We start from the raw sequence: 23,808 nt of genomic DNA, 5'->3' as shown, positions 1-23,808 counted from the left end.
CTCGTCAGAACCGCGGCGCGACTTCTGCGGAGAAGCGATGGAGCTCGTCGAACACCGCGTCGCGCGACGCCACATACAGGTCGACGATCAGATGGTCGACGCCGATCTCGGCATAGGCGGCGATCGCGTCGACCTGCTTCGTGTCACGGAGCGGTCGCATCGCGCCGACGAGCATGAGCGCGTCGGGATCGCGGTCGTTGCGCGCCGCGGCGTCGCGCACTTTCGCCCAGTGCTCGGCAAGAGGTTCGGGCGACATGGGAGCCGCGATCCAACCGTCGCCGATGCGACCGGCGCGCTCGAGCGCGACGTCGGAGTGACCCCCGACGAGGATCGGGATCGGTCGTTGCACCGGACGCGGCTCTGGATCGATAGGCGGGATGTCGTGGTACTCGCCGTGGAACTCGACGAGGTCGCCCTCCGCACACCAGAGCGCACGCAACAACGCGATGTGTTCCTCGCTGCGCCGGCCGCGGTGATCCCAGGGCATGCCCATCATCTCGGCTTCTTCTCGTAGCCAGCCCACGCCCGCCCCGTAGAGCACACGCCCGTCGGAGTAGACGTCGAGCGTCGCGAGCTGACGCGCGTTGAACACCGCGTTACGGATCGGCAACACCGCGACCGAGGTACCGAGCTTGATCCGGCCGGTGAAACCCGCCACCCATATCAGCGTCGTCATCATCTCGTAGTTCGGCGCGAGTAGTTGCGACACCGCGTCGTCGGCGATGTCGGCCGGCTTGCGCCCGAGGGTGTACTTGGAGTCGGTGTGGTGCGGCATCACGATGTGGTCGACGCCCCACAGCCCGTCGAAGCCGGCATCCTCCGCAGTAGTGCAGAACCTGCGCACGTACTCCGGTGACGCGCGACGGCCCGTATGCGGAATGACCACTCCGAATTCCATGCGCAGCACGATACGGGTCAGCCGCTCATGACGACAGCCCGAACGAGATTCCGAGCGCCTTTCCCACCGGCCCAGCGCGAGCGTAAAGTCAGCGCTCTGCTCGCGCGTCTCGCTGGGGGGGAAGGCGACATGAATCACCGTCTGGGTAACACTGCGTGCGCAGCGGTCGCGATCGCCGTCCTGCTCGTCGTCGGAATGGCGATCGCCGTTCCCGCGATGGCTGCCGTCGAACGACAGGCCGGTGCCGGAAAGCCGACGCCGGGATCGGGGATGGGTACGCAAGCCGCGCTCACCAACCCGAGGTGCACGGTGAACGAACGGACCGCACCGTACGGCCGATTCACCTCGACCATCGTCGGCGGTGGCCCTCTGTGCGTGAAGCCGTGGAGCGACGGTGACGACAACGGCGGGAAGACCTCCCGGGGGATCACCGCCGACCGCATCACGATCGTCGCCGTCGTGCCGAACGACCAGCAGATCGACATCCAGGCGCAACAGGGCGGTACGCCGCCCGTGAACCGCACCGACATGTCACGGGGGAAGTACGAGGACGCGGTGCACGACTACCTGCTCGCGTACATGAAGTACTACGAGACCTGGGGCCGCGACATCGAGATCAAGTTCGTGAAGTCGACCGGCAGCGACGAGCAGACACAGCGCGCCGACTCGGTGACGGTCAAGGCGGAAAAGCCGTTCGCCGTGCTCGACCTCACGCCGGTCGGTCTCGACGTGCTCGAGGCGGAGATGGCCAAGGCGAAGATCCTGGTGTACGGCTACGCAACCACCACGAAGAAAGCACTCGCCCAAGCTCCGTACCGCTGGGGTCAAACCGACGCGCAGTCGTCCGCGATCAACGCGGGCGAAGTACTCGGCAAGCAACTCGTGGGGAAGAAGGCCGAGCACGCGGGCGACGAGAACCTCCAGGGCCAGACGCGCAAGTTCGGTGCTGTCTACATCCAGGACGTCATCGACATCGACCAGTTCAAGAGCTACCTCGAGAAGTACGGGGGCACGCTCACCACCGAGAACAGCTACCGAAGCAACGGCTCGACGATCGGCGACGCGACACTCGCGCAGGAGCAAGCGCCGATCATCGTCACGAAGATGAAGAACTCGGGTGTCACCACGGTGGTCCTGTTCACCGACGTCGAGATGACAAAGGCGCTCTTGCTCCAAGCGACGAAGCAGGAATGGAACCCCGAGTGGTTCCTCACCGGTGCGGTCTACCAAGACCTCGCGATCCTCGCCCGACCATACGACCAGCAGCAGTTCGCGCACGCGTTCGGCATTTCGAATCTCTCGCCATGGGTCGTGCCCGCGCCGGCACCGCCCCCTCCCGAGAAGACGCTCGGCACGCTGACCAACACCCTCAACTGGTACTGGGGTGAAGGTGTCGCGACGTCGAGCTTGACCGTCCCGTCGTTCCTCATCTGGGTGCTGAGCGGGGTCCACACGGCCGGCCCGAACCTCACGCCCAAGACGTTCCGGCAAGGACTGTTCGCGGTACCGGCGACCGGCGGCGCGGCGTCGGGCTATCCGGTGGGCTTCATGACCGGCTACGGCAAGAACCCCGGCTTGCCCTACGACGAGTACCTCCAGCTCGGCCTCGACTTCGCGCCCGTGTGGTGGGATCCGGACACCACCGGACCGTCACAGGCGATCGGCTCCGAGGGGCAGGGCGTCACCTGGTACGTGGACGGCGCGAAGCGCTACAAGAGCGGCACGTGGCCGAAGACGCCGTTCAAGTGGTTCGACAAGACGGGCTCGGTCGTCAAGTTCGACACGTCGCCGACGCCAACGGCCACGTACGCGGGCCCGTGCGAGGGTTGCCCGAGCCAGGGTGGGACAGGCCAGTACGGCGCGCCGAACACCAACGGCTTCGTGGCCAAGGCTGCAGGCGGCGGCGAGGCGTCGTTGTCGTAGCCATCAGCGGATCGGGGATTCCGGTCGAGCGCACCTCTACGCTCGCGCGATGCGAGACGACGCCGAGCTCGTCATCGCAGCGCGCAGCGGCGACCACGACGCGCTCGGTGAGGTCTACGACCGGTACGCGGACCGCATCCACGACTTCTGCTTCTCCGTGCTGCGCAACCGTGACGACGCAGCCGACGCGATGCAGGACACCTTCGTGCTCGCGGCGTCGCGCCTCGGTCAGCTTCGTGATCCGGCGAAACTCAAGCCCTGGCTGTACGCCATCGCGCGCAACGAGGCGCTCCGCCGCGCCCGTGCTCGGCGCCGCGCCGTGCCGACAGAGGGCGCGGGGGTCGACATCGCGGCGGAGCCGGTCGACCTCGAAGCCGGTGATGCGGCCGACAACGCGGCGCGGCTCGTGTGGGCGGCGGCCGCCGGTCTCTCCGCGCGAGACCGCTCCCTGCTCGACCTGAACGTGCGGCAGGGGCTCGACGGCCAGGAGCTCGCCGACGCGATCGGCGTGACGCCGGGGCACGCGTACGTGCTCGTCCACCGGCTGCGCGACCAGGTCGAGCGGTCGCTCGGCGCGCTCCTCGTGGCGGGACCGGGTCGCGACGACTGCACCGAGCTCCAGCAACTCCTCGTGAATTGGGACGGCCGGTTCTCGCCGCTCTGGCGAAAGCGCGTCGCGCGTCACGTGGAATCGTGCGATGTGTGCGAGCGCAGCCGCAAGGCACTCGTGAGCCCGCTCGCCGCCCTTGCCGCGGTCCCGCTGGTCGGCGCGCCGGCGCTGCTCCGCGCGCCGACGCTCGAGCGCATGCACGCGGCCCGCGACCGCAATCTCGGAAGCGTTCCGGACCGGAGGCGCAGATGGATCGCAGCCGCAGCAGCAATTCTGGCCGCGCTCGCAATCGGTGGCGCCGTGACCGCGCTCGCGACCAGCGACGACGACGCCCGTCTCGGCATCGTCGCGACACACTCCGACCACGAGACGACCGGCGACACCACCACCACAACTCCGGGCATCGCGCCCGCGGTCGCGCCCGATGAGACGACAATTCCCGCGGTCGCGCCGGGCGCGCCCGCCGCCACACCGCCGTCCGGCAACGATGGCACGGGACCGACTCCGGCACCGACCGAGCCGGACACGCAAGGCCCCTCGATCACCAACATCTCGAGCAAGCAGGCGTGCATCGTCGTCAACGGTGCGCCCAGCGACACCTCCGTGTCGGCGACGGTCAGCGATCCATCGGGTGTTGCGAAGGTCGTCGTCGAATGGAACCACGACGTCGACGGCGGAGGGTCGGAGGTGATGACGATCAGTGGATCGTCGTACGGCGTGGTGCTGGGCCCATTCGCGGACCCGGGAGTGCTCACCTGGTCGGTGCGCGCGACCGACAGTGCCGGCAACACGACGACGGCACCCCGAGGAGCCGTCGTCGTGAAGGCCGGACCGTGTCCGTGACGCTCAGGGGCAGTCGAGAATCACGAGGGTGTCCACCGTGAAACGGGTCTCGTTGCCGCGTGCGTCGGTTGCGATCACCTCGACCAGGAAGATCCGCGACGAGTCGGTGAACGAAGGGTCGGGCATGCCGAGGTTCTTGGTGAAGGTGTCGCCCGAGAGCGCCATGGGACGTACGAACGTGGCTCCGAAGACTTCGTACCTCACGTCGACCCCGGCAATCCCCGACGGGTCACTGACATGCACGTACAGCGTTGCGTCGGTGATCGCGGTCGGCATCGACGGGCAATTGGAGGTGTACGGCCGCGACTCGTAGATCGCGACGTGGTCCCAGTACACGAGGTCGATGGTCGGTCCTGCGGTGTCGACGGGAGGCGTGGGCGGAGGCGTGGGCGGAGGCGGGCTGCCCAACGAGGTGTCACCCTCGTGTCCCGTCCCGTGCCCGAACTCCTCGCCCGGCGTGGACTGGTCGTCCGCGTTGCTGGTGCCGACCGGTCCGGGGTTCACGCTCACGACCGTTGGGGCCGAGGTCGTCGCGGGAGGATCCGGGTTCGGGCTGGTCGGGTCGACGCTCTTCACCGACTTGTGGTCGGCAGGCTTGTGGTCGGCAGGCTTGTGGTCGGCAGGCTTGTGGTCGGCGGGGGTGTCGTCGTCGGACGAGGCGGCGAGGACACCACCGACGAGTCCCGCGGAGAGCACCAACACACCCAGCGCCGCGAGCAGGCGGCGGGAGCGGCGAGTCCTCGTTGCTTGGTTGGTTCCTTCCTGCATCATGGCTTCCTCCCTTGTGGGTGCCGGCGGGGAGCCGGCCGACACCATTGAGAGGAACCAGGGGCCACGCGCCTTACAGAAAAGTGGCCCGCCCACGATCTCCTGACATCGCGGCGACACCGGGCCGACGGTTTGTGGCAAGAATGGCGTGCTGTGACAACCGCCACTCGGCCCGTTTCGACACTGCTCGCGACCGCGGCCGCGGCATCGGCGGGAGCCGGTCTCGTGCATGCGGCGGCGGCCGGGAATCACGCCGACGACCCCATGCTCGCGTGGACGTTCGCCCTCTGCGCGGTCGCGCAACTCGCTTGGGCCGGTTTCGTCGTGTTCCGTCCCAACCGCCCCGTCGTCATTGCCGGGGTGCTGCTCAACGCGGGTTGCGTCGCGGTGTGGTTGCTCACCCACACCGTCGGGCTCGGGGGTCCGTTCGGTACGGTCGAACACGTCGGCTTCCAGGATGCGCTCGCGGCCGGGCTCGCCGGGATCGCGGTGATCGGAGGCACCGTCTCGCTCGTGGGTGAACGGCGCGTCGTACGTCATCTCGACATCCCCGCGATCGCGGTTGCGTGCTTCCTCGTGCTCGTGCTCGCCGTCCCGGCAATGGCTGCGGGTCACACACACAGCGACGCCACGGCCGCTCCCGCGCACACGCACAGCCACCCGGCGGCCACCGCCGAAACCGCAACGGGAACGATCGTCTCGCTGAACGATCCTCGCCTCACGAGCCTGCAGAGGGAGCGAGCGAAGACGCTGCTCGACGAGACACGACTGGCGATGGCCTTCTTCGCGAACGAGCAAGCAGTCGTCGCCGCGGGCTACAAGTCGATCGGTGACGGCCGTCGCATCGGTTCCTTCGAGCACTTCGTCAACAGCTCCTACATCACGGACGGCCGCGAGCTCGACGCGCACGCGATCGAGTCGATCGTGCTCCAGCACCTCGCCGACGGTTCGAAGCGCGTCGTGTCGGCGATGTACATCCTCAACCGCGGCAGGACGCTGGCCGGCGCGCCCGACATCGCGGGCACGCTCACGCCCTGGCACGACCACCAGAACCTCTGCTGGGACGATGCCGGCCACGTGGTCGGGATCCTGGTCAACGGCGTGTGCCGGCCCGGCGGCACGTTCCGAGGGACGTCACCGATGATTCACGTGTGGATCGAGAACACGCCGTGCGGTCCGTTCGCAGGGATCGAGGGCCACGGCGGCGCCGGCTGCGATCACTCGCACACCACGTCGTAGTTGGAGCAATCGCGCGTGATCTGGCACGCCTGACATTACGGCGGGCTCCGTTCCAAATCACGCGCGATCAGCGGCCTGCGTGCTGAGGCGCTACCCCACGCGGCGGCGGCGCTTCGGGTTGGCGACCATCGGAACCTGATAGCCCGCGTCGGCGGGATTGAAGGTGCTGCCGGGCGGCACGATCTCGTCGATGCGGTCGAGCAGGTCGGAGTCGAGGGTCACGTCGGTGGCACCGACCTGGGTCGTGAGTTGCTCCATCGTGCGGGGGCCGATGATCGCCGAGGTCACCGCCGGGTTGTTGAGCACCCACGCCACCGCGAGATGCACGAGCGTGAGACCGGCATCGTCGGCGAGCTGCGCGAGCGCGTCGGCGGCGTCGAGCTTGGCCTGGTTGCCGGGCAGTGACAGGTCGTAGCGCGCGGGGATGCGGTTCGCGCGATGGCTGGTGAGGTCGTCCGCGCCCTTGCGCCACTTGCCCGAGAGCCACCCTCCCGCGAGCGGGCTCCACGGGATCACTGCGATGCCGTAGCGCTCGCATGTAGGGAGCACGTCGTTCTCGACGCCACGCACGAGCACCGAGTACGGCGGTTGCTCGCACACAAAACGCTCGCGGTTGCGTCGCTCGGACACCCACTGCGCTTCCACGATCGCGGACGCGGGGAACGTGGAGCTCCCGATGTAGCGCACCTTTCCTTGGTGCACGAGGTCGGAGAGCGCGCCGAGCGTTTCGTCGATGTCGGTGCCGGGACGCGGCCGGTGCATCTGGTAGAGGTCGATGTAGTCCGTGTCGAGGCGGCGCAGACTCTCCTCACACTCGCGCAAGATCCAGCGGCGCGAGCTTCCGCTCATGTTCGGGTCGGCACCCATGGTTCCGTGCACCTTCGTCGCGAGTATCACGTTGTCACGCTGGCCTTGGATCGCCTTGGCGACGATCTCCTCCGACTCCCCCGCCGAGTACACGTCGGCGGTGTCGATGAAGTTGATCCCGGCGTCGAGCGCGGCGTGGACGACGTCGATCGACTCGTCGTGGTCGCGGTTACCCCACGCGCCGAACATCATTGCCCCGAGACACAGCGGGCTGACCAACACGCCAGTTCGGCCGAATGCTCGGTACTCCATCACGGCCTCCTTGGTCGTCGCCTGCAGCAGCGAAGCTACCGCGGCCGCGCGACGGCGCCACGCGCGAGACAGCCGGGCGGACCTGGGGGGCCCACCCGGCTGCCCACTCCCGACGAGGAACGTGATCGGATCCGGGGGTCAGCCGATCTTGTCTCTCGCCGGCCGTGCGCCCGACTTCGCCGGCGAACGCGTCGGGCACTGGGTATACGTCCAGCAGGAAGTGGCGGATTGCACGCTTCAGGCGGTGAGGTCGCCGACCGCGGCCGGATCGTGCGTACTGACCGGCACGCCACCCGCCCGCTCCTCGGTGATCGCGAGCGCGGCGGGGTGTCCCGCGGCTTGGAACGCGACGACGTTGGGGCTGCGCCCCATCACTCCGAGCGAGATCGTGTTGCGGTTGTCGACGCCCCAGAGCTGGTACGTACGTCCGGCCGGAAGTGCCGGCAACTCGCTGGTGAGGTAGCCCGTGCCGTCGGGCAGCACGACCGCTTTCGCCAGGACCGTGCCGTCGGCGTCGACGAGCTTCGCCCGGCGCGCGCCCGGCGCGCGTTCTGCCGCACCCGCGAGCGCGGCGGTGTCGTTGGTGGCGCCGGAGTTGTTGTCACCACCGAACAACCAGAGCGCGCCGAACACCACCGCCACGACGGATGCGGCCGCGGCGATCCATTGCCAGCGTCGAGGTACTCGCAGTGCACGCGCACCCGGGACGAGTCGAGGAGGCGGAACGGGCGCGTCGGGCCGGTGCAACTCCTGAATCGCCGATTCGAGCCGCTCCCACACGCCGGGCGGTGGCGGACCCCCCGTGAGCAGCTGCTGTCGCAGCCGCATCAGGCCGGTGCGGATCCGGCTCTTCACGGTGCCCTCGGGTTGCTCGAGCATCCGCGCCACGTCGCGGTAGGTGTGGCCTCCGAAGTACGCGAGCTCGATGGCCTCGCGCTCGCCGTCGGACAGCGTGCTCATCGCCTCCCGGACCTGGTCGCCGACGCTCAGATCCCATGCCTCGAGGCTGACGTCGTAATCGGCGACCAGCGCGGCGCGCGCCGAGCGCTCCTCACGTTCGCGCCGCCGGACGTCGGCCCGGAGACGGTCGACGCAGCGAGCGTGCGTGGCCATGAGGAGGAACGAGCGCAGCGATCCGCGCGAGCGATCGAAGCGCTCGGGGTGCTCCCACAGCCGCAAGAAGACCTCCTGGACCATCTCTTCCGCGGTGCCGCGTTCCCAGAGCATGCGCTGCGCGAGCGTGAACACCGCACCGGCATGGCGGCGATACGCCTCGGCGAGCGCGTCGGGGAGGTAGCGGGCAATCGCGATCACCGAGACCGACGTCGTCGGTCTCGGTGAAGGAGGCAGTGCTCACCACACCGTTTGTTCGCCGCCGACGGCCTGCCGGGATGAAGCCGACGGGATCGAACGGCACCGGACTCCGGTCACGGCCTGACACACGGCGCGACCAATCGGTGCCGGCAGATCACGGGCGAGCTTCTATCCTCGCGGCCATGGAGGATGCCGGCGCCACCCAGCCAGAACGCGAGCGCGTGCAGGCAGAGCTCGTCGGAGCGATCGAGGGCTCTGGCAGCGGCCCCGCCGCCGATCGCGCTGAGGCGGAGCAGGGGGAGCAGGGGGAGCAGGGCGAGCAGATCACGAGTCCCACCAAGCTGATCCGCATCGCGTCGATGGTGCGCACGATGCTCGACGAGGTACGGCGCGCGCCGCTCGACGACGCGGGCCGCCGTCGACTGCGCGAGATCCACGAGCGGTCGCTCGAATTGCTCGAGAGCGTGTTGTCACCCGACCTCCAACAGGAGCTCACCGAGGTGGTGCTTCCCTTGGAGGGCGACGACCCGAGCGAGTCGGAGCTCCGGCTCGCGCAGGCGCAGCTGGTCGGATGGCTCGAGGGTCTCTTCCACGGCATCCAGGCAACGATGTTCACGCAGCAAGCCATGGCGCAGTCGCAATTCGAAGAGATGCGGCGGCGGCGCGCGCTCGAAGGCGGCCCGATGGGGCCACAGCAGCAGTCGCCCAGCGGGTACTTGTAATGGCCGACTGGTCCCCCCAGAGCTGGCGCGACTACCCCGCCGCGCAACAGCCCGACTGGCCCGACACCGCGGCCCTCGACTCGGCGCTCGACGAGTTGCGCGCGGTTCCGCCGCTGGTCTTCGCCGGTGAGGCACGCAGCCTGACCGAAGATCTCGCGCGCGCCGCCGAGGGGCGGGCGTTCGTCCTCCAGGCGGGCGACTGCGCGGAGTCGTTCGACGTGTTCTCGGCCAATGCCATCCGCGACAAGCTCAAAGTGATCCTGCAGATGGCCGCAGTGCTCACGTACGGCAGCGGCGTGCCGACCGTCAAGATCGGCCGGATCGCGGGCCAGTTCGCCAAGCCGCGCTCCACCCCCACGGAAGCGCGTGACGGCATCGAGCTCCCGTCGTTCCGCGGCGACATGGTGAACGACTTCGAGTTCGATGCGGGCGCCCGCCAACCCGATCCCTCGCGCCTGGTGCGTGCGTACCACCAATCGGCCTCCACGCTGAACCTGCTACGGGCCTTCGCGAAGGGCGGATTCGCCGACCTGTCGCGAGTGCACGCCTGGAACCTCGAATTTCTCGACGCCAGCCCGGAGGGGCGACGCTACGAAGCGCTCGCCGCAGAGATCGACCGCGCGCTGCGGTTCATGGAGGCGTGCGGCATCGACCTCGCCGGAGAGGCAAAGCTCCACGAGGTCGACTTCTACACGTCGCACGAGGCGCTCATCCTCGGTTACGAGGAGGCGTTGACGCGTCTCGACACCCTCACCGACCAGTGGTACGACTGCTCGGCGCACCTGCTCTGGATCGGCGAGCGCACGCACCAGCTCGACGGCGCGCACGTGGAGTTCCACTCCGGCATCGAGAACCCGGTGGGCGTGAAGCTCGGCCCCGCAGCCACCGTCGACGAGGTGCTCGCGCTGTGCGAGCAGCTCAACCCCGAACGGCGTCCGGGTCGCCTCACGCTGGTGAGCCGCATGGGCGCTGGCCGCGTCGGCGAGACACTGCCGCCGCTGCTCCGCGCGGTGCGCGAGAGCGACCACCCCGTGGTCTGGATCTGCGATCCCATGCACGGCAACACCTACGAGCACGAGAGCGGCTACAAGACCCGCGACTTCGAGGACGTGATGCAGGAGGTGCACGGCTTCTTCGCCGCCTGCGACGACTCGGGTGTGTGGCCGGCCGGCGTGCACGTCGAGCTCACGGGTGAGAACGTCACCGAGTGCCTCGGCGGCTCTGAAGCGGTACTGGGCGGCGACCTCGAGCAACGCTACGAGAGCGAGTGCGACCCGCGCCTCAACGCCCGCCAGTCGCTCGACCTCGCCTTCCAGACCGCGGAGCTGCTCCGTCGCTGAACGCGCGACCATGGGGGCGTGACGCGATTCGAGGAGCTCGGGCCCAACTCCGGACTGGTGGAGGAGCTCTACCAGCGCTACCTCGAGAACCCGTCGTCGGTCGACGAGCACTGGCGCGCCTTCTTTACCGGTGAGTCGCCGCCACCGAACGGCGAGCGCACCGAGGCCGCTCCTGCGTCCGCGCCCGCGCCCGCGCCGGCGCCCGCGCCGCGTCCCGGCCCGCTCGTGCTGGAAGGTGACGAGCCCGAGCCGCTGCGCGGCGCGGCGGCGCGCACGGTCGAGAACATGGAGGCCAGCCTCGGCGTTCCCACCGCCACATCGGTGCGCGCGATGCCGGCGAAGCTCCTCGAAGTCAACCGGCAGATCCTCAACAACCAGCTCGCGCGTTCCGGCGGCGGCAAGAGCGAGCGGCCGCGAGCCGGGTACCCCGGCGAGCAGCGAGCGACCAATGACAAGGTGAGCTTCACGCACCTCATCGCGTTCGCGGTGCTCCGCGCGCTCGCCGAATTCCCGGCGCTCAACTCGTCGTACGCACAGGAGGACGGCAAGCCGGTCGTCGTTCGGCACCAGCACGTGAACCTGGGGCTCGCCGTCGACGTGCAGCGACGCGACGGATCCCACACGCTGCTCGTCCCGTGCGTAAGGGAAGCCGACACACTCGACTTCTCAGGCTTCTGGCAGGCGTACGAAGTGCTCATCGAGAAGGTGCGCGGCGGCACCGTGTCGCCCGACGACTTCGCCGGAACCACCTGCACGATCACGAATCCCGGCATGATCGGTACCGTCCACTCGGTGCCGCGCCTCATGCGGGGTCAGGGCTTCATCCTCGGTGTGGGCGCGATCGGCTATCCCGCGGAGTACGAGGGTGCCGATCCCGCAACGCTCGCCCAGCTCGGTGTGAGCAAGGTCACCACGCTCACGAGCACCTACGACCACCGCATCATCACCGGCGCGGAGAGCGGCGAGTTCCTGCGGAGGATCCACGACCTGCTCCTCGGCAACGACGGCTTCTACGACGACGTGTTCGCGAGCCTCGCGGTGCCGTACGAGCCCGCGCGCTGGAATCCCGACCGCAGCGCACTCGCCGACCCCGCGACGCAATTCGAGAAGGTCGTACAGGTCCATTCGCTCGTCAACATGTACCGGGTTCGCGGCCATCTCATCGCCAACCTCGATCCGCTCGGCCGGCGCGAGCCGCACACCCATCCCGAGCTCGACATCACGCACTACGACCTCTCGATCTGGGACCTCGACCGCGAGTTTCCCGTCGGCAACCTCGGCGCCGGGCGCCTACCGCAGTCCGTGCTCCCGCTGCGCGAGATCCTCCGTGTGCTGCGCGACGCGTACTCGCGCACGGTGGGCGTCGAGTACATGCACATCCAGGAGCCCGATCAGAAGGAGTGGATCCAGGAGCGGATCGAAGGGGCGCATCCCGCGACCCCGCCGGAGGAGAAGCACCGGATCCTGGAGCGGCTCAACGCGGCCGAGGCGTTCGAGCGTTTCCTGCACACCAAGTACCTGGGACAGAAGCGCTTCAGCCTCGAAGGCGGGGAGACGCTGATCCCGATGCTCGACGCGCTGTGCAGCGAGGCTGCCGAATCGGGGATGACCGACGTGGTGCTCGGCATGGCCCACCGTGGGCGCCTCAACGCACTGGCAAACGTACTCGGCAAGTCGTACGAGCAGATCTTCCGCGAGTTCGAGGGGGAGCTCGATCCCTCGAGCGCACAGGGATCGGGCGACGTGAAGTACCACCTCGGCGCCACGGGCAAGCACCAATCACCGTCGGGCGCCGAGGTCAACCTCACGCTGGCGGCAAACCCGAGTCACCTCGAGGCGGTCGGCCCGGTGGTCGAGGGCATAGCCCGCGCCTTCGGCGACGCGCTCGACGACGAAGGCCGTCACAACGTGCTGCCGGTCCTCGTGCACGGTGACGCCGCGTTCGCGGGCCAGGGCGTGGTGGCCGAGACCTTCAATCTCTCCGAGGTACCCGGCTACGAAGTCGGCGGCACCGTACACGTGGTGGTGAACAACCAGCTCGGGTTCACCACCGCGCCCGAACTCGGCCGCTCCAGCGTGTACGCCACCGACATCGCCAAGATGGTGCAGGCGCCGATCTTCCACGTGAACGGCGACGACCCTGAAGCCGCGGTGCGCGTGATCCACCTCGCGTTCGCGTTCCGGCGCGCGTTCCACAAGGACGTCGTCGTCGACCTGGTCTGTTACCGGCGGTACGGCCACAACGAAGCCGACGAGCCCGCGTTCACGCAGCCGCGGATGTACGAGCTGATCGACACCCATGAGTCGGTGCGTACCATCTACACCCACCAGCTCCTCCAACGCGGCGACATCACGCGCGACGACGAGCGTCAGCTCGAAGTCGACTTCCGGGCGCAGCTCGACGAGGCATTCGCGGAAACCCGCACGAACGGCGGTCCCGACGAGCTGTCCGTCCCCGCGAGCGGCACCGAATCCGAACAGGCGGGCGAGGCGGTTGTCACCCTCGTGAAACTCGACGTGCTCGACCGCGTGGTCGACGGTCTCACGCGCCTGCCAGAGGGATTCCGCGCCAATCCGAAGCTCGAACGCCAGCTTGCCGCGCGCCGCACCGAGTTCGATGTCGACGAGATCGACTGGGCGCTCGCCGAGGCGCTCGCGTTCGGGTCGCTCGTGCTCGAGGGCTCCACCGTGCGCCTGGCAGGCCAGGACGCGCGGCGCGGCACCTTCAGCCAGCGCCACAGCGTGCTCGTCGACCAGTTGACCGAGGTCGAGTACGAACCGCTCAACCATCTCTCCGACGACCAAGCGCGGTTCATGGTGTACGACACCGTCCTCTCCGAGTACGCCGCGCTCGGCTTCGAGTACGGCTACTCGATCGCGAGCGACGCGCTCGTCTGTTGGGAGGCGCAGTTCGGCGACTTCGCGAACGTGGCTCAAGTGGTGATCGACCAGTTCGTCGTGGCCGCTGCCGACAAGTGGGGGCAGCGCAGCAGCTTGTCCCTCCTCCTCCCCCATGGCTTCGAAGGTCAGGGGCCTGAGCACTCGAGCGCACGCATCGAGCGCTACCTCACCTTGTGCGCGGAGCGGAACCTGCGGGTCGTGTACCCGTCCACCGCCGCGCAGTACTTCCACACGCTGCGACGCCAGGCCGTCGCGGTGGAGCAGGTACCACTCGTGTGCTTCACGCCCAAGCGTTACCTGCGGATGCCGCAGACGCGCTCGACGCGGAAGCAGCTCAGCGCCGGCGCGTTCGAGCTCGTGCTGGACGACCGCGCCGAGCTCGACCGCGACGCGGTCGCGCGGGTGCTCGTCTGCACGGGAAAGATCGGCCACGAGCTGATGGACGAGCGCGACGCACGGCACGCGCCGGTCGCGGTACTGCGGGTCGAGCAGCTCTACCCGTGGCCAGAGGCTCGGCTCATGGCCGCACTCGACGCCTATCCGAACGCGCGCGAGGTGTGGTGGGTGCAGGAGGAACCGTCGAACATGGGTGCGTGGACCTTCGTGCACGAGCGCCTACACCGTGTCTTGAGCGATCGCGCCGAGCTCCGCCACCTCGCGCGCGCAGCGAGCGCGAGCCCCGCCAGCGGCAGCACCAAGGTGCACGACCATGAGCAGCGCGAGCTCCTCACCGCCGCATTCGCGTAATCCAGCACGCAACTTGCGTCAACAACCGGCGCTATACGCCGTCTGCTGACGCAGGTTCGGTGGTGAGGGAGTCATCGTCCTGCCTCTGCCGGCGCGGGGTCGGGCGCGGGTGCCCGCAGACGTCCGTGCTCGGCATGCGCGGCGTCCTGCGCGGCGACGTCCTCGCGGCGGGCGCGTGCCGGCAACCAGAAGAAGGCGATGATCGCACCGGCCAGCGTGGCGACAGCCGCGACGCGAATGCCGACCTGCATGCCGTCGACGAACGCCGAGTTCGCGGCGTGGGCGAGCGATGCCGCGAGATCGGGGGCCGACTTCGCCAAACCCTTGGCAACACCGAGTGCGGCCCCGAGCGATTCCTTGATGCCGGTCGCGCCGGGGCCCTTGATCGGGCTACCCGCCAGGAAGTCGCCCATCTGGGACGCGTAGATCGACGACAGCACGCTCCCGACGATGGCGACACCCATCGCACCACCGACCTGACGCGTGGTGTCGTTCACCGCGGACCCGACGCCCGCCTTGCCGAGCGGCAACGAGCTCATGATCGATTCGGTCGCCGGCGCCATCGTGAGTGACATTCCGGTGGCCATCAGCATCATGCGCACGATCACGTCGGGCCAGTAGTGACTGTCGACGGTGAGCGTCGAGAGAGAGACGAGGCCGAGCGTCGCGAGGGTGAGACCGCTGGTGACGACGACCTTCGTGCCGAACCGCTCGACGAGCGGCGCACTCAGCGGCGACCCGATCATGATCACGGCGGCCCACGGCAGGAAGCGGATGCCGGTCGCGAGGGGCGAGTAGCCGAGCACGAACTGGAAGTACTGCGTGATGAGCAAGGTCATGCCGAACATCGCGAAGAAGATCAACATGATTCCGGTACTCGCAGCGGTGAAGCGCGGGTTCTTGAAGAACTTCACGTCGAGCATCGGGTGGTCGGTGTGGCTCTCCCAGGCGAAGAAGGCGGCGAGCAGCGCAGCACCGAGGAAGAACGAGAGGAGGATCGTGGTGCTCCCCCAGCCCTGTTGGGGTGCCTCGATGATGCCGTAGAGCAACGAGACGAGTCCCACGATCGACAGCAACGCGCCGATCGGGTCGAGGCGCGGCGCCGACGGATCCTTCGACGTGGGGATCAGGAAGATGCCGGCGAGCACACCGACCACGACGATCGGGATGTTCACGAGGAACACCGAGCCCCAGTAGAAGTGCTCGAGGAGAAAACCTCCGGTGGTCGGGCCGAGCACACCGGCAAGCCCGGCGGTACCCGCCCACACGCCGATCGCCTTCCCGCGCTCCTGCGGCGGGAACACGTTGGTGATGATCGAGAGCGTTGCCGGCATGATGAACGCGCCGCCGATGCCCATGAACGCACGCGTCGCGATGAGCTGGTCGGCACTGGCGGCGAACGCCGACGCGAGCGAGCCGATGCCGAAGACGACGAGGCCGAACTGCAGAGCACCGCGGCGCCCGAACCGGTCGCCCAAGCTCCCCGCCGTGAGCAGCAAGCCCGCGAACACCAGCGTGTACGCGTCGATCATCCACTGCAGCTGGCTGTTCGTGGCGTCGAGGTCGCGCACGATGGTGGGGATGGCAACGTTGAGGATCGTGTTGTCGAGCACGATCACGAGCAGGCTGAAACAGAGGACGACGAGGATCCACCAGCGCCGCTCGTTGGCACGCGCCTGGACTCGGAGGGTGAGGGAACTCGCCATCCTTCGGCGGCCGGCGAGAGCGGGTCAGCTGGCGGCGTCGACCGCGGCGAGCGCGCGGTCGATCGAGGCTGAAGACGCGTTGATCAAGGGCAGGCGCACGTCGGCGGTGGGTATGCGGCCCTGCGCGTGGAGCACACCCTTGAACACCGCCGGGTTGGGCTCGGCGAACATTGCCTGCACCACCGGCAGCAGCGCCTCGGCGTGGGCGCGGCCGTCGTCGACCTTGCCTGCGAGCCCGCACTCGATCATCGCGACGAACCGGGTGGTGCACACGTGAGCCGCCGCGCTGATCGCGCCGGCGCCGCCCATCAAGGTGAGCGGGAACAGCAACGTGTCTTCGCCGCCGAGCACCGAGAACTCGCGGGGGGCGCGGGCGAGGATCTCGAGGGTCTCCGCGTCGAGTGCGGCCAGCGCCTGCTTGACGCCGGCGATGTTCGGGACGCGCGCGAGCTCGAGCATGCCCTGGGGCCCGAGGTTGCGACCGGTGCGGACGGGAATGTTGTAGATCACGACCGGAACCGGACTCGCGGCGGCGACCGCCTTGAAGTGCTCGACGATGCCGGCCTCCGACGGGCGCACGTAGTACGGAACCACGATCAGCGTGGCCGCGAGCGCCGGCGTACCGCGAAGCGCCTCGACCGCCGCGATCGTCTTCACGGTGTTGTTGGTGCCCGCGCCGACGATCAGCTGCGCGCTGCGATCGGCACACGCGGCCGCGCACCGGTCGATCACCGCGCGCTGCTCGTCGGCTTCGAGCGACGACGTCTCCCCCGTGGTGCCGAGCGCCACGATCCCGGCGCAGCCGGCGTCGAAGTACTGGTGACACAGCTGGTCGATCGCGTCGAGGGCGACGGAGCCGTCGGCCGCGAACGGTGTGATGAGCGGGACGTAGACCCCCTGGAGCAGCCGCTCAGGCATGGGGTCAGGCTATCCCCTGCGCGAGCTCCCGTGCCCGGCGGAAGACGTCGTCGATCATCGGCTCGGTGAGACGGCCGGTGAACGTGTTCTGTTGGCTCGGGTGGTAGCAGCCGAGGACCACGAAGCGGGCGGTGCGAACAACGAGTCCATGCGTGAACTTCGGCCGCGGGACGGGCAGCGGTGAGTCGCATGCGGCGAGGACGCGAGCGATCGCGTCGTAGGCAAAGCCACCGAGCACCACCACAACCCGCACGCGATCGAGCAGCGCGAGCTCACGCTCGAGGTACGGGAGGCACCGATCACGTTCGACGGGTGTCGGCTTGTTCTCCGGTGGTGCGCAGCGCACCGCGGCGGCGACGTACGCGTCGCGCAGCTCGAGCCCGTCGTCGACCGACACCGAGGTCGGCTGGTTCGCGAAGCCGAGCCGGTACAACGAACCGAAGAGCCAGTCGCCCGAACGGTCGCCCGTGAACACCCGACCGGTGCGGTTGCCACCATGGGCGGCAGGCGCCAGGCCCGCGACGAGCACCCGGGCGGCCGGATCGCCGAATCCCGGTACCGGTCGACCCCAATAGCCCTCGTCGCGGAACGCGGCGCGCTTCTCGTGGGCGACGCGCTCGCGCCACTCGACGAGCCGAGGGCACGCGCGGCAGACGACGATCTCGTCGGTGAGCGCGCGCAGTCGGCGCGCGCTGATGTCGGGCACCAAATCTCCGCTCTCGGCGCCTGCGGCGCCGGGCCGCTCGGCTCCACCTCGAGCGAACGGCTCGAGGCGGCGCAGGATACCTGCGCCGGCCGGCGCTCGCCTCGGGGGATCGTACGGGTATCGTTCGCCGCCGTGCGCCTCCGGCTCATCGTCAACCCGATCGCATCCTCGGTCACGATGCGCGCACGCGCGCCGATCAAGGCAGCGCTCGAGGCCGAGCACGAAGTGGAAGTGGTCGAGACGTCCCAGCGTGGGAACGCGACCGACTTGGCGCGGGAAGCAGCAGAGCTTGGGGTCGAGGTCGTCGTGGTCCTCGCCGGCGACGGCACGCTCAACGAAGCCGCGTGTGGCCTCATCGGATCACAAACGGCACTCGCACCACTTCCCGGGGGCTCCACCAACGTGTTCGCGCGCACGCTCGGCATCGCACACGACCCCGTCGACGCGACAGGACGACTGCTGCGGTCGCTCGCCGCGGGCTCGTTCCAGCGGATCGGTATCGGAGCCGCCGCGCTCCCGGACGGCAGCGACCGGTGGTTTCTCTTCCACCTCGGAGTGGGCTTCGACGCCGCGGTGGTCCAACAGATGGAGCAACGTTCGTACCTCAAGCGCTACTTCGCGCACCCGGCATTCGCGATCGCCGCGGTCGACACGTGGCTCCGCCACTACGACCGCGATACGCAGCTGTGCGTCGCGACAGGGGAAGAAGTCATCGCCATCGGGCCGTACGCAGTGGTATCGAACTCCGACCCGTACACGTATGTCCTGCGGAGGCGGCTCACCATCGCGCCGGGTGCCGGCCTCGACCGCGCGCTCGCCGTCACCGTGCTGCACAACCTGCGCGCCGCGCTCGTGGTGCGCGCCGCGATCTCGGGTCTCGCCGCCGGTCGTTTCGTCGCGAACACGTCCGACATCACCCAACGCGCCGACGTGACCCGGGTGCTGATCACCGCGGACCGCCCGTTCGCCTGGCAGGTCGACGGCGACTACCTCGGCCACGTCGAGCGTCTCGACGTCCGCTACGACGCCGACTCGCTCACGATCGTGATCCCCTGACCCGACTTGACTAATGGGTCGCTCACTACGAGCCGGGATCCCGGCTCGTGGCCGTTCGCTCCTGACCCCCGACTTCAGGCGCGACGGCCGAGAGCCTGGAGCGCGACGTCGGGGACGTCGGTGATCAGTGCGTCGATGCCGGCTGCCGCGAGGCGCGCGAGCTCGTCGGGATCGTTGACGGTCCACACGTTCACCTCGAGGCCTTGCTCGTGCGCGCGCGTCGCGACCGCGCCCGCCAGGACACCGGCAATTGACCGGTAGTCGGGGTGCAGCGCTCCGTGTCCGTGCGACTCGGCGATCAGCAGCGCCTCGAGCGGGTCGGTTCCCCACGTGAGCAAGGCGGTCGGCAGGTGTGGGGCGAGCGACCGGACGCGGTCGACGCTCGTCAGGTTGAACGACGACACGAGCACTCGGTCGCGTCCGTCCCGCCGGGCCAGCAGCTCGACGAGCAGGTCGGCCGCCCGATCGGTGGGATCCCAGTCGCCTTCGCTCCGCACGTTCTTGATCTCGACGTTCACGAGCAGTCCGGCGCAGACGTCGAGCGCCTCCTCCAGAGTCGGCACTTCGGGAAGGGCGGCCCGAATCTCGGGAACCGTCATCTCGGCGAGCATGCCGACAGGTGTGGCCGCGTCGTGGCGGACCACGAGGGCACCGTCGGCAGTGCGGTGGATGTCGAGCTCCACGCCGTCGGCCCCGAGCTCGACGGCCCGTGCGAACGCGGGCAGCGTGTTGCCGGGAGCAAAGCGGTTGGCGCCGCGGTGCGCGAGGACCAGAGCCACGGCGGGATGCTACGGCCGGCCGGGCCGGCCGGGCCGTGCACACGCGGCGGCGACGGCGAGCGGAGCGAGCCGAGTCGCTAGCCAGGAGCGAGCGACGCAGAATTTGGGAAAAAATCCTGGTCAGACCCTTGCGGAGGTCCCCGGAGGGTTAATAGTCTCGCCCCAGCGGGCGACCTCCAGCTCTTGTGAACACGTGCACGAGCCCCGGGTCCGACCGCGACTGGCAGTGTGAGAGGACCGGAGGCACAGGGTGGCACTGACCTGGGTTCGCACCCACGAATGGGATATCACCGCGTGGCGCACTCGTTCCGCGTGCCGCGACAGCGATCCGGACGTGTTCTTCCCCATCGGGAGCACCGGAACCGCGCTCGAGCAGATCGAGACGGCGCAACGGATCTGCACCGCGTGCACCGTGCGCGACGAGTGCCTCGAGTTCGCGCTGGCCACCAACCAGGAGGCCGGGATCTGGGGCGGCACCACCGAAGAGGAGCGGCGCAAACTGCGAAAGGCGTGGCTCGCCCGCCAACGCCTCTACGCCAGCTGAACGCCCCCGCCCCGCCTCGCCTCACCTCGCGTCAGAGCGTCGCGACCGCACCTACGGGGGCTGTAACGGGATCGTCAGGTGAACGCGCGTGCCGTGCTCGCCAGAGAGCTCGATCGAGCCACCGAGCTCGGTGGTGACGAGCGCCTGGACGATCGACAGCCCCAGCCCTGACGACCGCTCGATGGTGAAGTCCGGCGGCAATCCGACACCGTCGTCGACCACGTCGACCTCGAGAATGCCGTCGTCGCGCGCGACCCGCACCGAGACGTTGCCGATTCGCCGTTCTGAGTATCCATCCACCGGCGGGAAGGCGTGATCGGCGGCGTTCTGCATCAGCTCGTTGAGGACCACCGCGAGGGGTGTGGCCACGTCGCCGGGGAGGAACCCTGCGTCACCGACGACTTCGAAGCGCAGGTCGGTATCCGGTGTCGAGACGGTTTCCTGCACGACCCGCACGAGGGGCTGCAGTATGTCGTCGAAACGCACAACGTCGGCGACGCCACGCGACAAGGTCTCGTGGACGATCGCGATGGCACGGATCCGGCGCTCCGATTCCTCCAGCGCAGCGCGCGCCTCGCCCGACTCGAGTCGTCGCCCCTGCAGACGGAGCAACGCCGCGATCGTCTGGAGGTTGTTCTTCACCCGGTGGTGGATCTCGCGAATCGTGGCGTCTTTCGACAACAGCATGCGGTCGCGACGACGGAGATCGGTGACGTCGCGCGCGAGCACCACCACCCCGGCGATCTCGTCACCATCGAGAAACGGGATGGCGCGGACGAGCAGCGAGGTGTCGCCGTGCTCGATCTCCTCGGTGACCGGCGCCCGCGCGCGGATCGCGACCTCGGCCGCGTGCTGGTCGAAACCCACGTCGATGAGCTGCACGCCCGACGCATACGAATGAAGCCCCATGCGATGCATCGAGCTCACCGCGTTGGGGCTCGCGAACCTCACGCGCAGATCAGGATCGAGCACGATGACGCCGTCACCGACACGCGGCGCGTCCTCGAACTCGTCGTCATCCTGGCGGAAGGGGAAGCTTCCCTCCGCGATCATGTGCGCGAACCGGTCGAACAGGGACATGTAGTGGTGCTCGAGCTCGCCGATTCGGCGCCCGAGCGTGAGACGCGTCTCCCGCACCACAACGGCCACAACGTCGTCACCCGACCGGACGGGGATGTACTGGACGTGCGCGCGCTCGATGGAGCCGAGCAGTAACGCGTCGCCCTCCACGATCTCGCCCTCGGACCATGCACGCGCGACGAGCGGCAGGGCGCCCTCGTCGATGATCGAGTCGACGAGGTCCGTCGGGTACACGGTCTGGCCAGTCGTGGGCCTGACCTGCGCCACGATCACGAACCGCGACGGATCACCTTCGAGGGGCGCGAGCAGGAGCAGGTCGGAGAAGCAGAGGTCGGCGAGCGGTTGCCACGACGCGGCAAGGCGTTGCACGTGTCCCAGGGCCTCGCCGCGCAGCGACGTCGCCGTCACGACGTCGGTCCGTGTGCGAAGAGATGCTCGCCGATGCGGGCGAGCCCGGCCACGTCGGCGATGTCCGATTCGAAGTTCGGCACGCTCACGACCACTTCGGGGAGGCGCGACAGCTCCGCCCGCAACTCGGCCTCGCGGCGGGCGACGACCTCGTAGTTGCGAAACGAGTCGCCGAGCGTTCGCAGCACGCGCGCGGTCGCCGAGGGATCGGCGAGCGTGGGTGACCCCACCGTAACCAGGTCACGCGCCAGTTCCTCACTGTCGCGCTCGAGCACGCCGGCGGCCCGCTCCCCTTCCCGCGTGAGGAAGTACTCGGGCAGCGTCTTGTTCAGCACGAGCGCGCCCAGGTGGAAGTCGCGCGCGGTGAGCTCATGGCAGAACTGCTCGGCTTCGCGAAGCGGCGCACCCTCGAGGGTGGTGACCACCGCGAAAGTCGTCCGGCGGTCGTGCAGGAGCTGCTCCACCGCCGTCGCGCGCTCGACGAACCCCGCGTACATCGACTGGAAGTTCAGGAAGAACTCGGCAATGTCCTGGAGGAACTGACTGCCGAGGACCCGATCGGCGACCTGGTAGAAGGGACGGCTGGCGACGTTGAGCATCCGGGCACCACGCGCGCCCCCGATCCGGTACGGCATGGTGAGCCAGCGCAGCAACCGTCCGCCGAAGAACTCGCTCATGCGGGCCGGCGCCTCGAGGAAGTCGATCGCGTTGCGGGTCGGCGGCGTGTCGATGACGATGAGGTCGTACACACCGCTCGCGTGCAGGTCGAAGAGTCGCTCCATCGCGATGTAATCGTGGCTCTGCACGAACCGGGCGGTGACGTTGTGGTAGAGCCGGTTGTCGAGGATCCGGTATGCGGTCTCCTCGTTGGGCGCGTGACGCAGCACGAGCTCGTCCCACGACCGTTTGGTGTCGAGCATCGCGGCGTAGAGCTCACCGCGCGGTTCTTCGTCGGTGTAGGGCTTCAGATCGACCCTGCGTTCGATGTTGCCGAAGGCCTCGATACCGAGCGCGTCGGCCAGTCGCCGCGCCGGGTCGATCGTGAGGACGAGAACCTTGCCGCCGATCCGGGTGGCCGCCGCGACCGCGGAAGCCGCTGCCACCGACGTCTTGCCGACACCGCCCGAGCCGCAGAACACCACGACCTCGCGAGCCGCGAGCAACGCCTCGAGCGACGTGCCGCGGGCGCTTGCCTCCGGCGCCGGCATCAGTAGCCGAGCTCCTGGCCGAGCGCCTCGGCCACCATTCGGGTCACGCGGAGCCCGTGGTCGCGCACGAACATGTAGGGCAGCAGGAGGAGCGGGAGATCGACTTCCTGCCGGAGTCGCATGAGGTGGCCGGAGCGGCCGCGGCGCATCGAGACCGCCAAACGTGCGGCATCCAGCACCGCCACCGCGCCCGGTCCTGCCGCACGGGTCAAGACGTCGGTCGCGGCAGGTTCGCGCAGCGCGTCGAACACGTCTTCGTCGGCGTGCGTGAAGAGCTCCGGCAGCACCCGGTTCACGATCACGACGCCGAGCGACACCGTGAGCTCCTCGCGTGCTCGCGCGACCAGTTCGATCGTCTCGTTGACCGGCATCTCCTCCGGCGCAGTGACCACGTTGAGTGCGGTGAGCGACGGATCCGACAGCAGTTGCACCATCCAATCGGTCTGATTGCGAACCGGTCCGACCTGTACGAGCTCCTGGATCGCGCGCGGGGCATCGAGCTGGCCGATCACATGGCCGGTCGCGGCCGCGTCGACCACGATCAGATCCCAGTTCGATCGTCCCTGCAGTGATTCGCGCAGCTCCCAACAGACTTTCCCGACGGTGAGAATCTCCTTCACGCCCGGCGCGGCGTTGGCCACGAAGTCGAACGCGCGCGCGAGCGGGCCGAGCCGGCCGAACACCGGCACGCGCGCCTGCACCTTCAGGTACTCGCGCAACGATGCTTCGGTGTTCATCTGCATCGCGAACACGCCGGGATACACCTGACGTGGCTCGAAGCCGACCGGCGGATGCTCGAAGAGCGCCGTCAGGTTGCCCTTCGCGTCGACCTCGACGAGGAGCACACGCTTGCCGCGCTCGGCCGCGAGCAGCGCGGTTGCCGCGGTGACGGTGCTCTTGCCGACCCCACCCTTGCCCGTGAAGAAGAGAAGCCGGTGGTCGAGCAGGTCGGGCCCGGCGTCCATGGGACGGACGCGGC

19 protein-coding genes are annotated in these 23,808 nt (G+C 68.7%); 8 read left to right on the top strand and 11 right to left on the bottom strand.

The window, feature by feature from the left end:
- Positions 1-4: 4 nt before the first annotated feature.
- Entirely contained in the window at positions 5-898 is an 894-nt protein-coding gene (locus tag WD271_17655) for an LLM class F420-dependent oxidoreductase (GenBank protein ID MEX1009648.1), read from the bottom strand.
- Positions 899-1,027: 129 nt separating this feature from the next.
- Between WD271_17655 and WD271_17650 the strand changes: the two genes are divergently transcribed.
- Both WD271_17650 and WD271_17645 read left to right on the top strand, forming a co-directional pair.
- On the top strand, positions 1,028-2,821 hold the full coding sequence (locus WD271_17650) for a hypothetical protein (GenBank protein ID MEX1009647.1): 1,794 nt from the start codon (positions 1,028-1,030) through the stop codon (positions 2,819-2,821).
- Between the two features lie 49 nt (positions 2,822-2,870).
- Positions 2,871-4,274 carry an RNA polymerase sigma factor gene (locus WD271_17645; protein MEX1009646.1) on the top strand — a complete coding sequence of 468 codons (1,404 nt, stop codon included), beginning with the start codon at positions 2,871-2,873 and terminating at the stop codon, positions 4,272-4,274.
- A gap of 3 nt (positions 4,275-4,277) precedes the next feature.
- Here WD271_17645 and WD271_17640 read toward each other — a convergent pair whose 3' ends face one another.
- On the bottom strand, positions 4,278-5,045 hold the full coding sequence (locus WD271_17640; protein ID MEX1009645.1) for a hypothetical protein: 768 nt from the start codon (positions 5,043-5,045) through the stop codon (positions 4,278-4,280).
- 150 nt (positions 5,046-5,195) lie between these two features.
- Between WD271_17640 and WD271_17635 the strand changes: the two genes are divergently transcribed.
- Positions 5,196-6,281 carry a hypothetical protein gene (locus tag WD271_17635; protein MEX1009644.1) on the top strand — a complete coding sequence of 362 codons (1,086 nt, stop codon included), beginning with the start codon at positions 5,196-5,198 and terminating at the stop codon, positions 6,279-6,281.
- Between the two features lie 90 nt (positions 6,282-6,371).
- Here the strand turns inward: WD271_17635 and WD271_17630 are convergent, their stop codons facing one another.
- Both WD271_17630 and WD271_17625 read right to left on the bottom strand, forming a co-directional pair.
- Entirely contained in the window at positions 6,372-7,400 is a 1,029-nt protein-coding gene (locus WD271_17630) for an aldo/keto reductase (GenBank protein MEX1009643.1), read from the bottom strand.
- 237 nt (positions 7,401-7,637) lie between these two features.
- A complete protein-coding gene (locus WD271_17625; protein ID MEX1009642.1) occupies positions 7,638-8,714 on the bottom strand; it encodes a sigma-70 family RNA polymerase sigma factor in 1,077 nt (358 codons plus the stop codon).
- Between the two features lie 182 nt (positions 8,715-8,896).
- Between WD271_17625 and WD271_17620 the strand changes: the two genes are divergently transcribed.
- The 3 genes from WD271_17620 to WD271_17610 are packed head-to-tail and all read left to right on the top strand — an operon-like array spanning position 8,897 to position 14,424.
- Positions 8,897-9,436: a proteasome activator gene (locus WD271_17620; protein ID MEX1009641.1), complete on the top strand. Its 540-nt coding sequence runs from the start codon at positions 8,897-8,899 to the stop codon at positions 9,434-9,436.
- A complete protein-coding gene (locus WD271_17615) occupies positions 9,436-10,776 on the top strand; it encodes a 3-deoxy-7-phosphoheptulonate synthase class II (protein MEX1009640.1) in 1,341 nt (446 codons plus the stop codon). The genes WD271_17620 and WD271_17615 overlap by 1 nt, the downstream gene beginning before the upstream one ends.
- 18 nt (positions 10,777-10,794) lie before the next feature.
- On the top strand, positions 10,795-14,424 hold the full coding sequence (locus tag WD271_17610) for a multifunctional oxoglutarate decarboxylase/oxoglutarate dehydrogenase thiamine pyrophosphate-binding subunit/dihydrolipoyllysine-residue succinyltransferase subunit (GenBank protein ID MEX1009639.1): 3,630 nt from the start codon (positions 10,795-10,797) through the stop codon (positions 14,422-14,424).
- Positions 14,425-14,495: 71 nt separating this feature from the next.
- Here the strand turns inward: WD271_17610 and WD271_17605 are convergent, their stop codons facing one another.
- The 3 genes from WD271_17605 to WD271_17595 are packed head-to-tail and all read right to left on the bottom strand — an operon-like array spanning position 14,496 to position 17,754.
- Entirely contained in the window at positions 14,496-16,130 is a 1,635-nt protein-coding gene (locus WD271_17605; protein ID MEX1009638.1) for an MFS transporter, read from the bottom strand.
- Positions 16,131-16,154: 24 nt separating this feature from the next.
- The gene (gene dapA, locus WD271_17600; GenBank protein ID MEX1009637.1) at positions 16,155-17,048 is read right to left on the bottom strand and encodes a 4-hydroxy-tetrahydrodipicolinate synthase; all 894 of its coding nucleotides are present in this window, start codon (positions 17,046-17,048) and stop codon (positions 16,155-16,157) included.
- Between the two features lie 4 nt (positions 17,049-17,052).
- Positions 17,053-17,754 carry a uracil-DNA glycosylase gene (locus tag WD271_17595; GenBank protein MEX1009636.1) on the bottom strand — a complete coding sequence of 234 codons (702 nt, stop codon included), beginning with the start codon at positions 17,752-17,754 and terminating at the stop codon, positions 17,053-17,055.
- A 132-nt stretch (positions 17,755-17,886) separates the two neighbouring features.
- Between WD271_17595 and WD271_17590 the strand changes: the two genes are divergently transcribed.
- Positions 17,887-18,810: a diacylglycerol kinase family protein gene (locus WD271_17590; protein ID MEX1009635.1), complete on the top strand. Its 924-nt coding sequence runs from the start codon at positions 17,887-17,889 to the stop codon at positions 18,808-18,810.
- A gap of 74 nt (positions 18,811-18,884) precedes the next feature.
- Here the strand turns inward: WD271_17590 and WD271_17585 are convergent, their stop codons facing one another.
- Positions 18,885-19,589: a glycerophosphodiester phosphodiesterase family protein gene (locus WD271_17585; GenBank protein ID MEX1009634.1), complete on the bottom strand. Its 705-nt coding sequence runs from the start codon at positions 19,587-19,589 to the stop codon at positions 18,885-18,887.
- Positions 19,590-19,839: 250 nt separating this feature from the next.
- On the opposite strand from WD271_17585, the gene WD271_17580 reads away from it, so the two are divergent.
- On the top strand, positions 19,840-20,133 hold the full coding sequence (locus tag WD271_17580; GenBank protein ID MEX1009633.1) for a WhiB family transcriptional regulator: 294 nt from the start codon (positions 19,840-19,842) through the stop codon (positions 20,131-20,133).
- Between the two features lie 51 nt (positions 20,134-20,184).
- On the opposite strand, the gene WD271_17575 is transcribed toward WD271_17580, so the two are convergent.
- From WD271_17575 to WD271_17565, 3 genes are read right to left on the bottom strand one after another with little or no spacing between them, the layout of a single operon-like run.
- A complete protein-coding gene (locus WD271_17575) occupies positions 20,185-21,621 on the bottom strand; it encodes a histidine kinase N-terminal domain-containing protein (GenBank protein MEX1009632.1) in 1,437 nt (478 codons plus the stop codon).
- Entirely contained in the window at positions 21,618-22,829 is a 1,212-nt protein-coding gene (locus WD271_17570) for an ArsA-related P-loop ATPase (GenBank protein MEX1009631.1), read from the bottom strand. Before WD271_17570 ends, WD271_17575 begins: the two co-directional genes overlap by 4 nt.
- The gene (locus tag WD271_17565; protein MEX1009630.1) at positions 22,829-23,794 is read right to left on the bottom strand and encodes an ArsA family ATPase; all 966 of its coding nucleotides are present in this window, start codon (positions 23,792-23,794) and stop codon (positions 22,829-22,831) included. Before WD271_17565 ends, WD271_17570 begins: the two co-directional genes overlap by 1 nt.
- Positions 23,795-23,808 lie beyond the last annotated feature (14 nt).

The organism is Acidimicrobiia bacterium, assembly GCA_040880805.1.
Lineage (GTDB): Bacteria > Actinomycetota > Acidimicrobiia > IMCC26256 > DASPTH01 > DASPTH01.
This window is presented reverse-complemented; position numbering and strand designations above follow the sequence as displayed.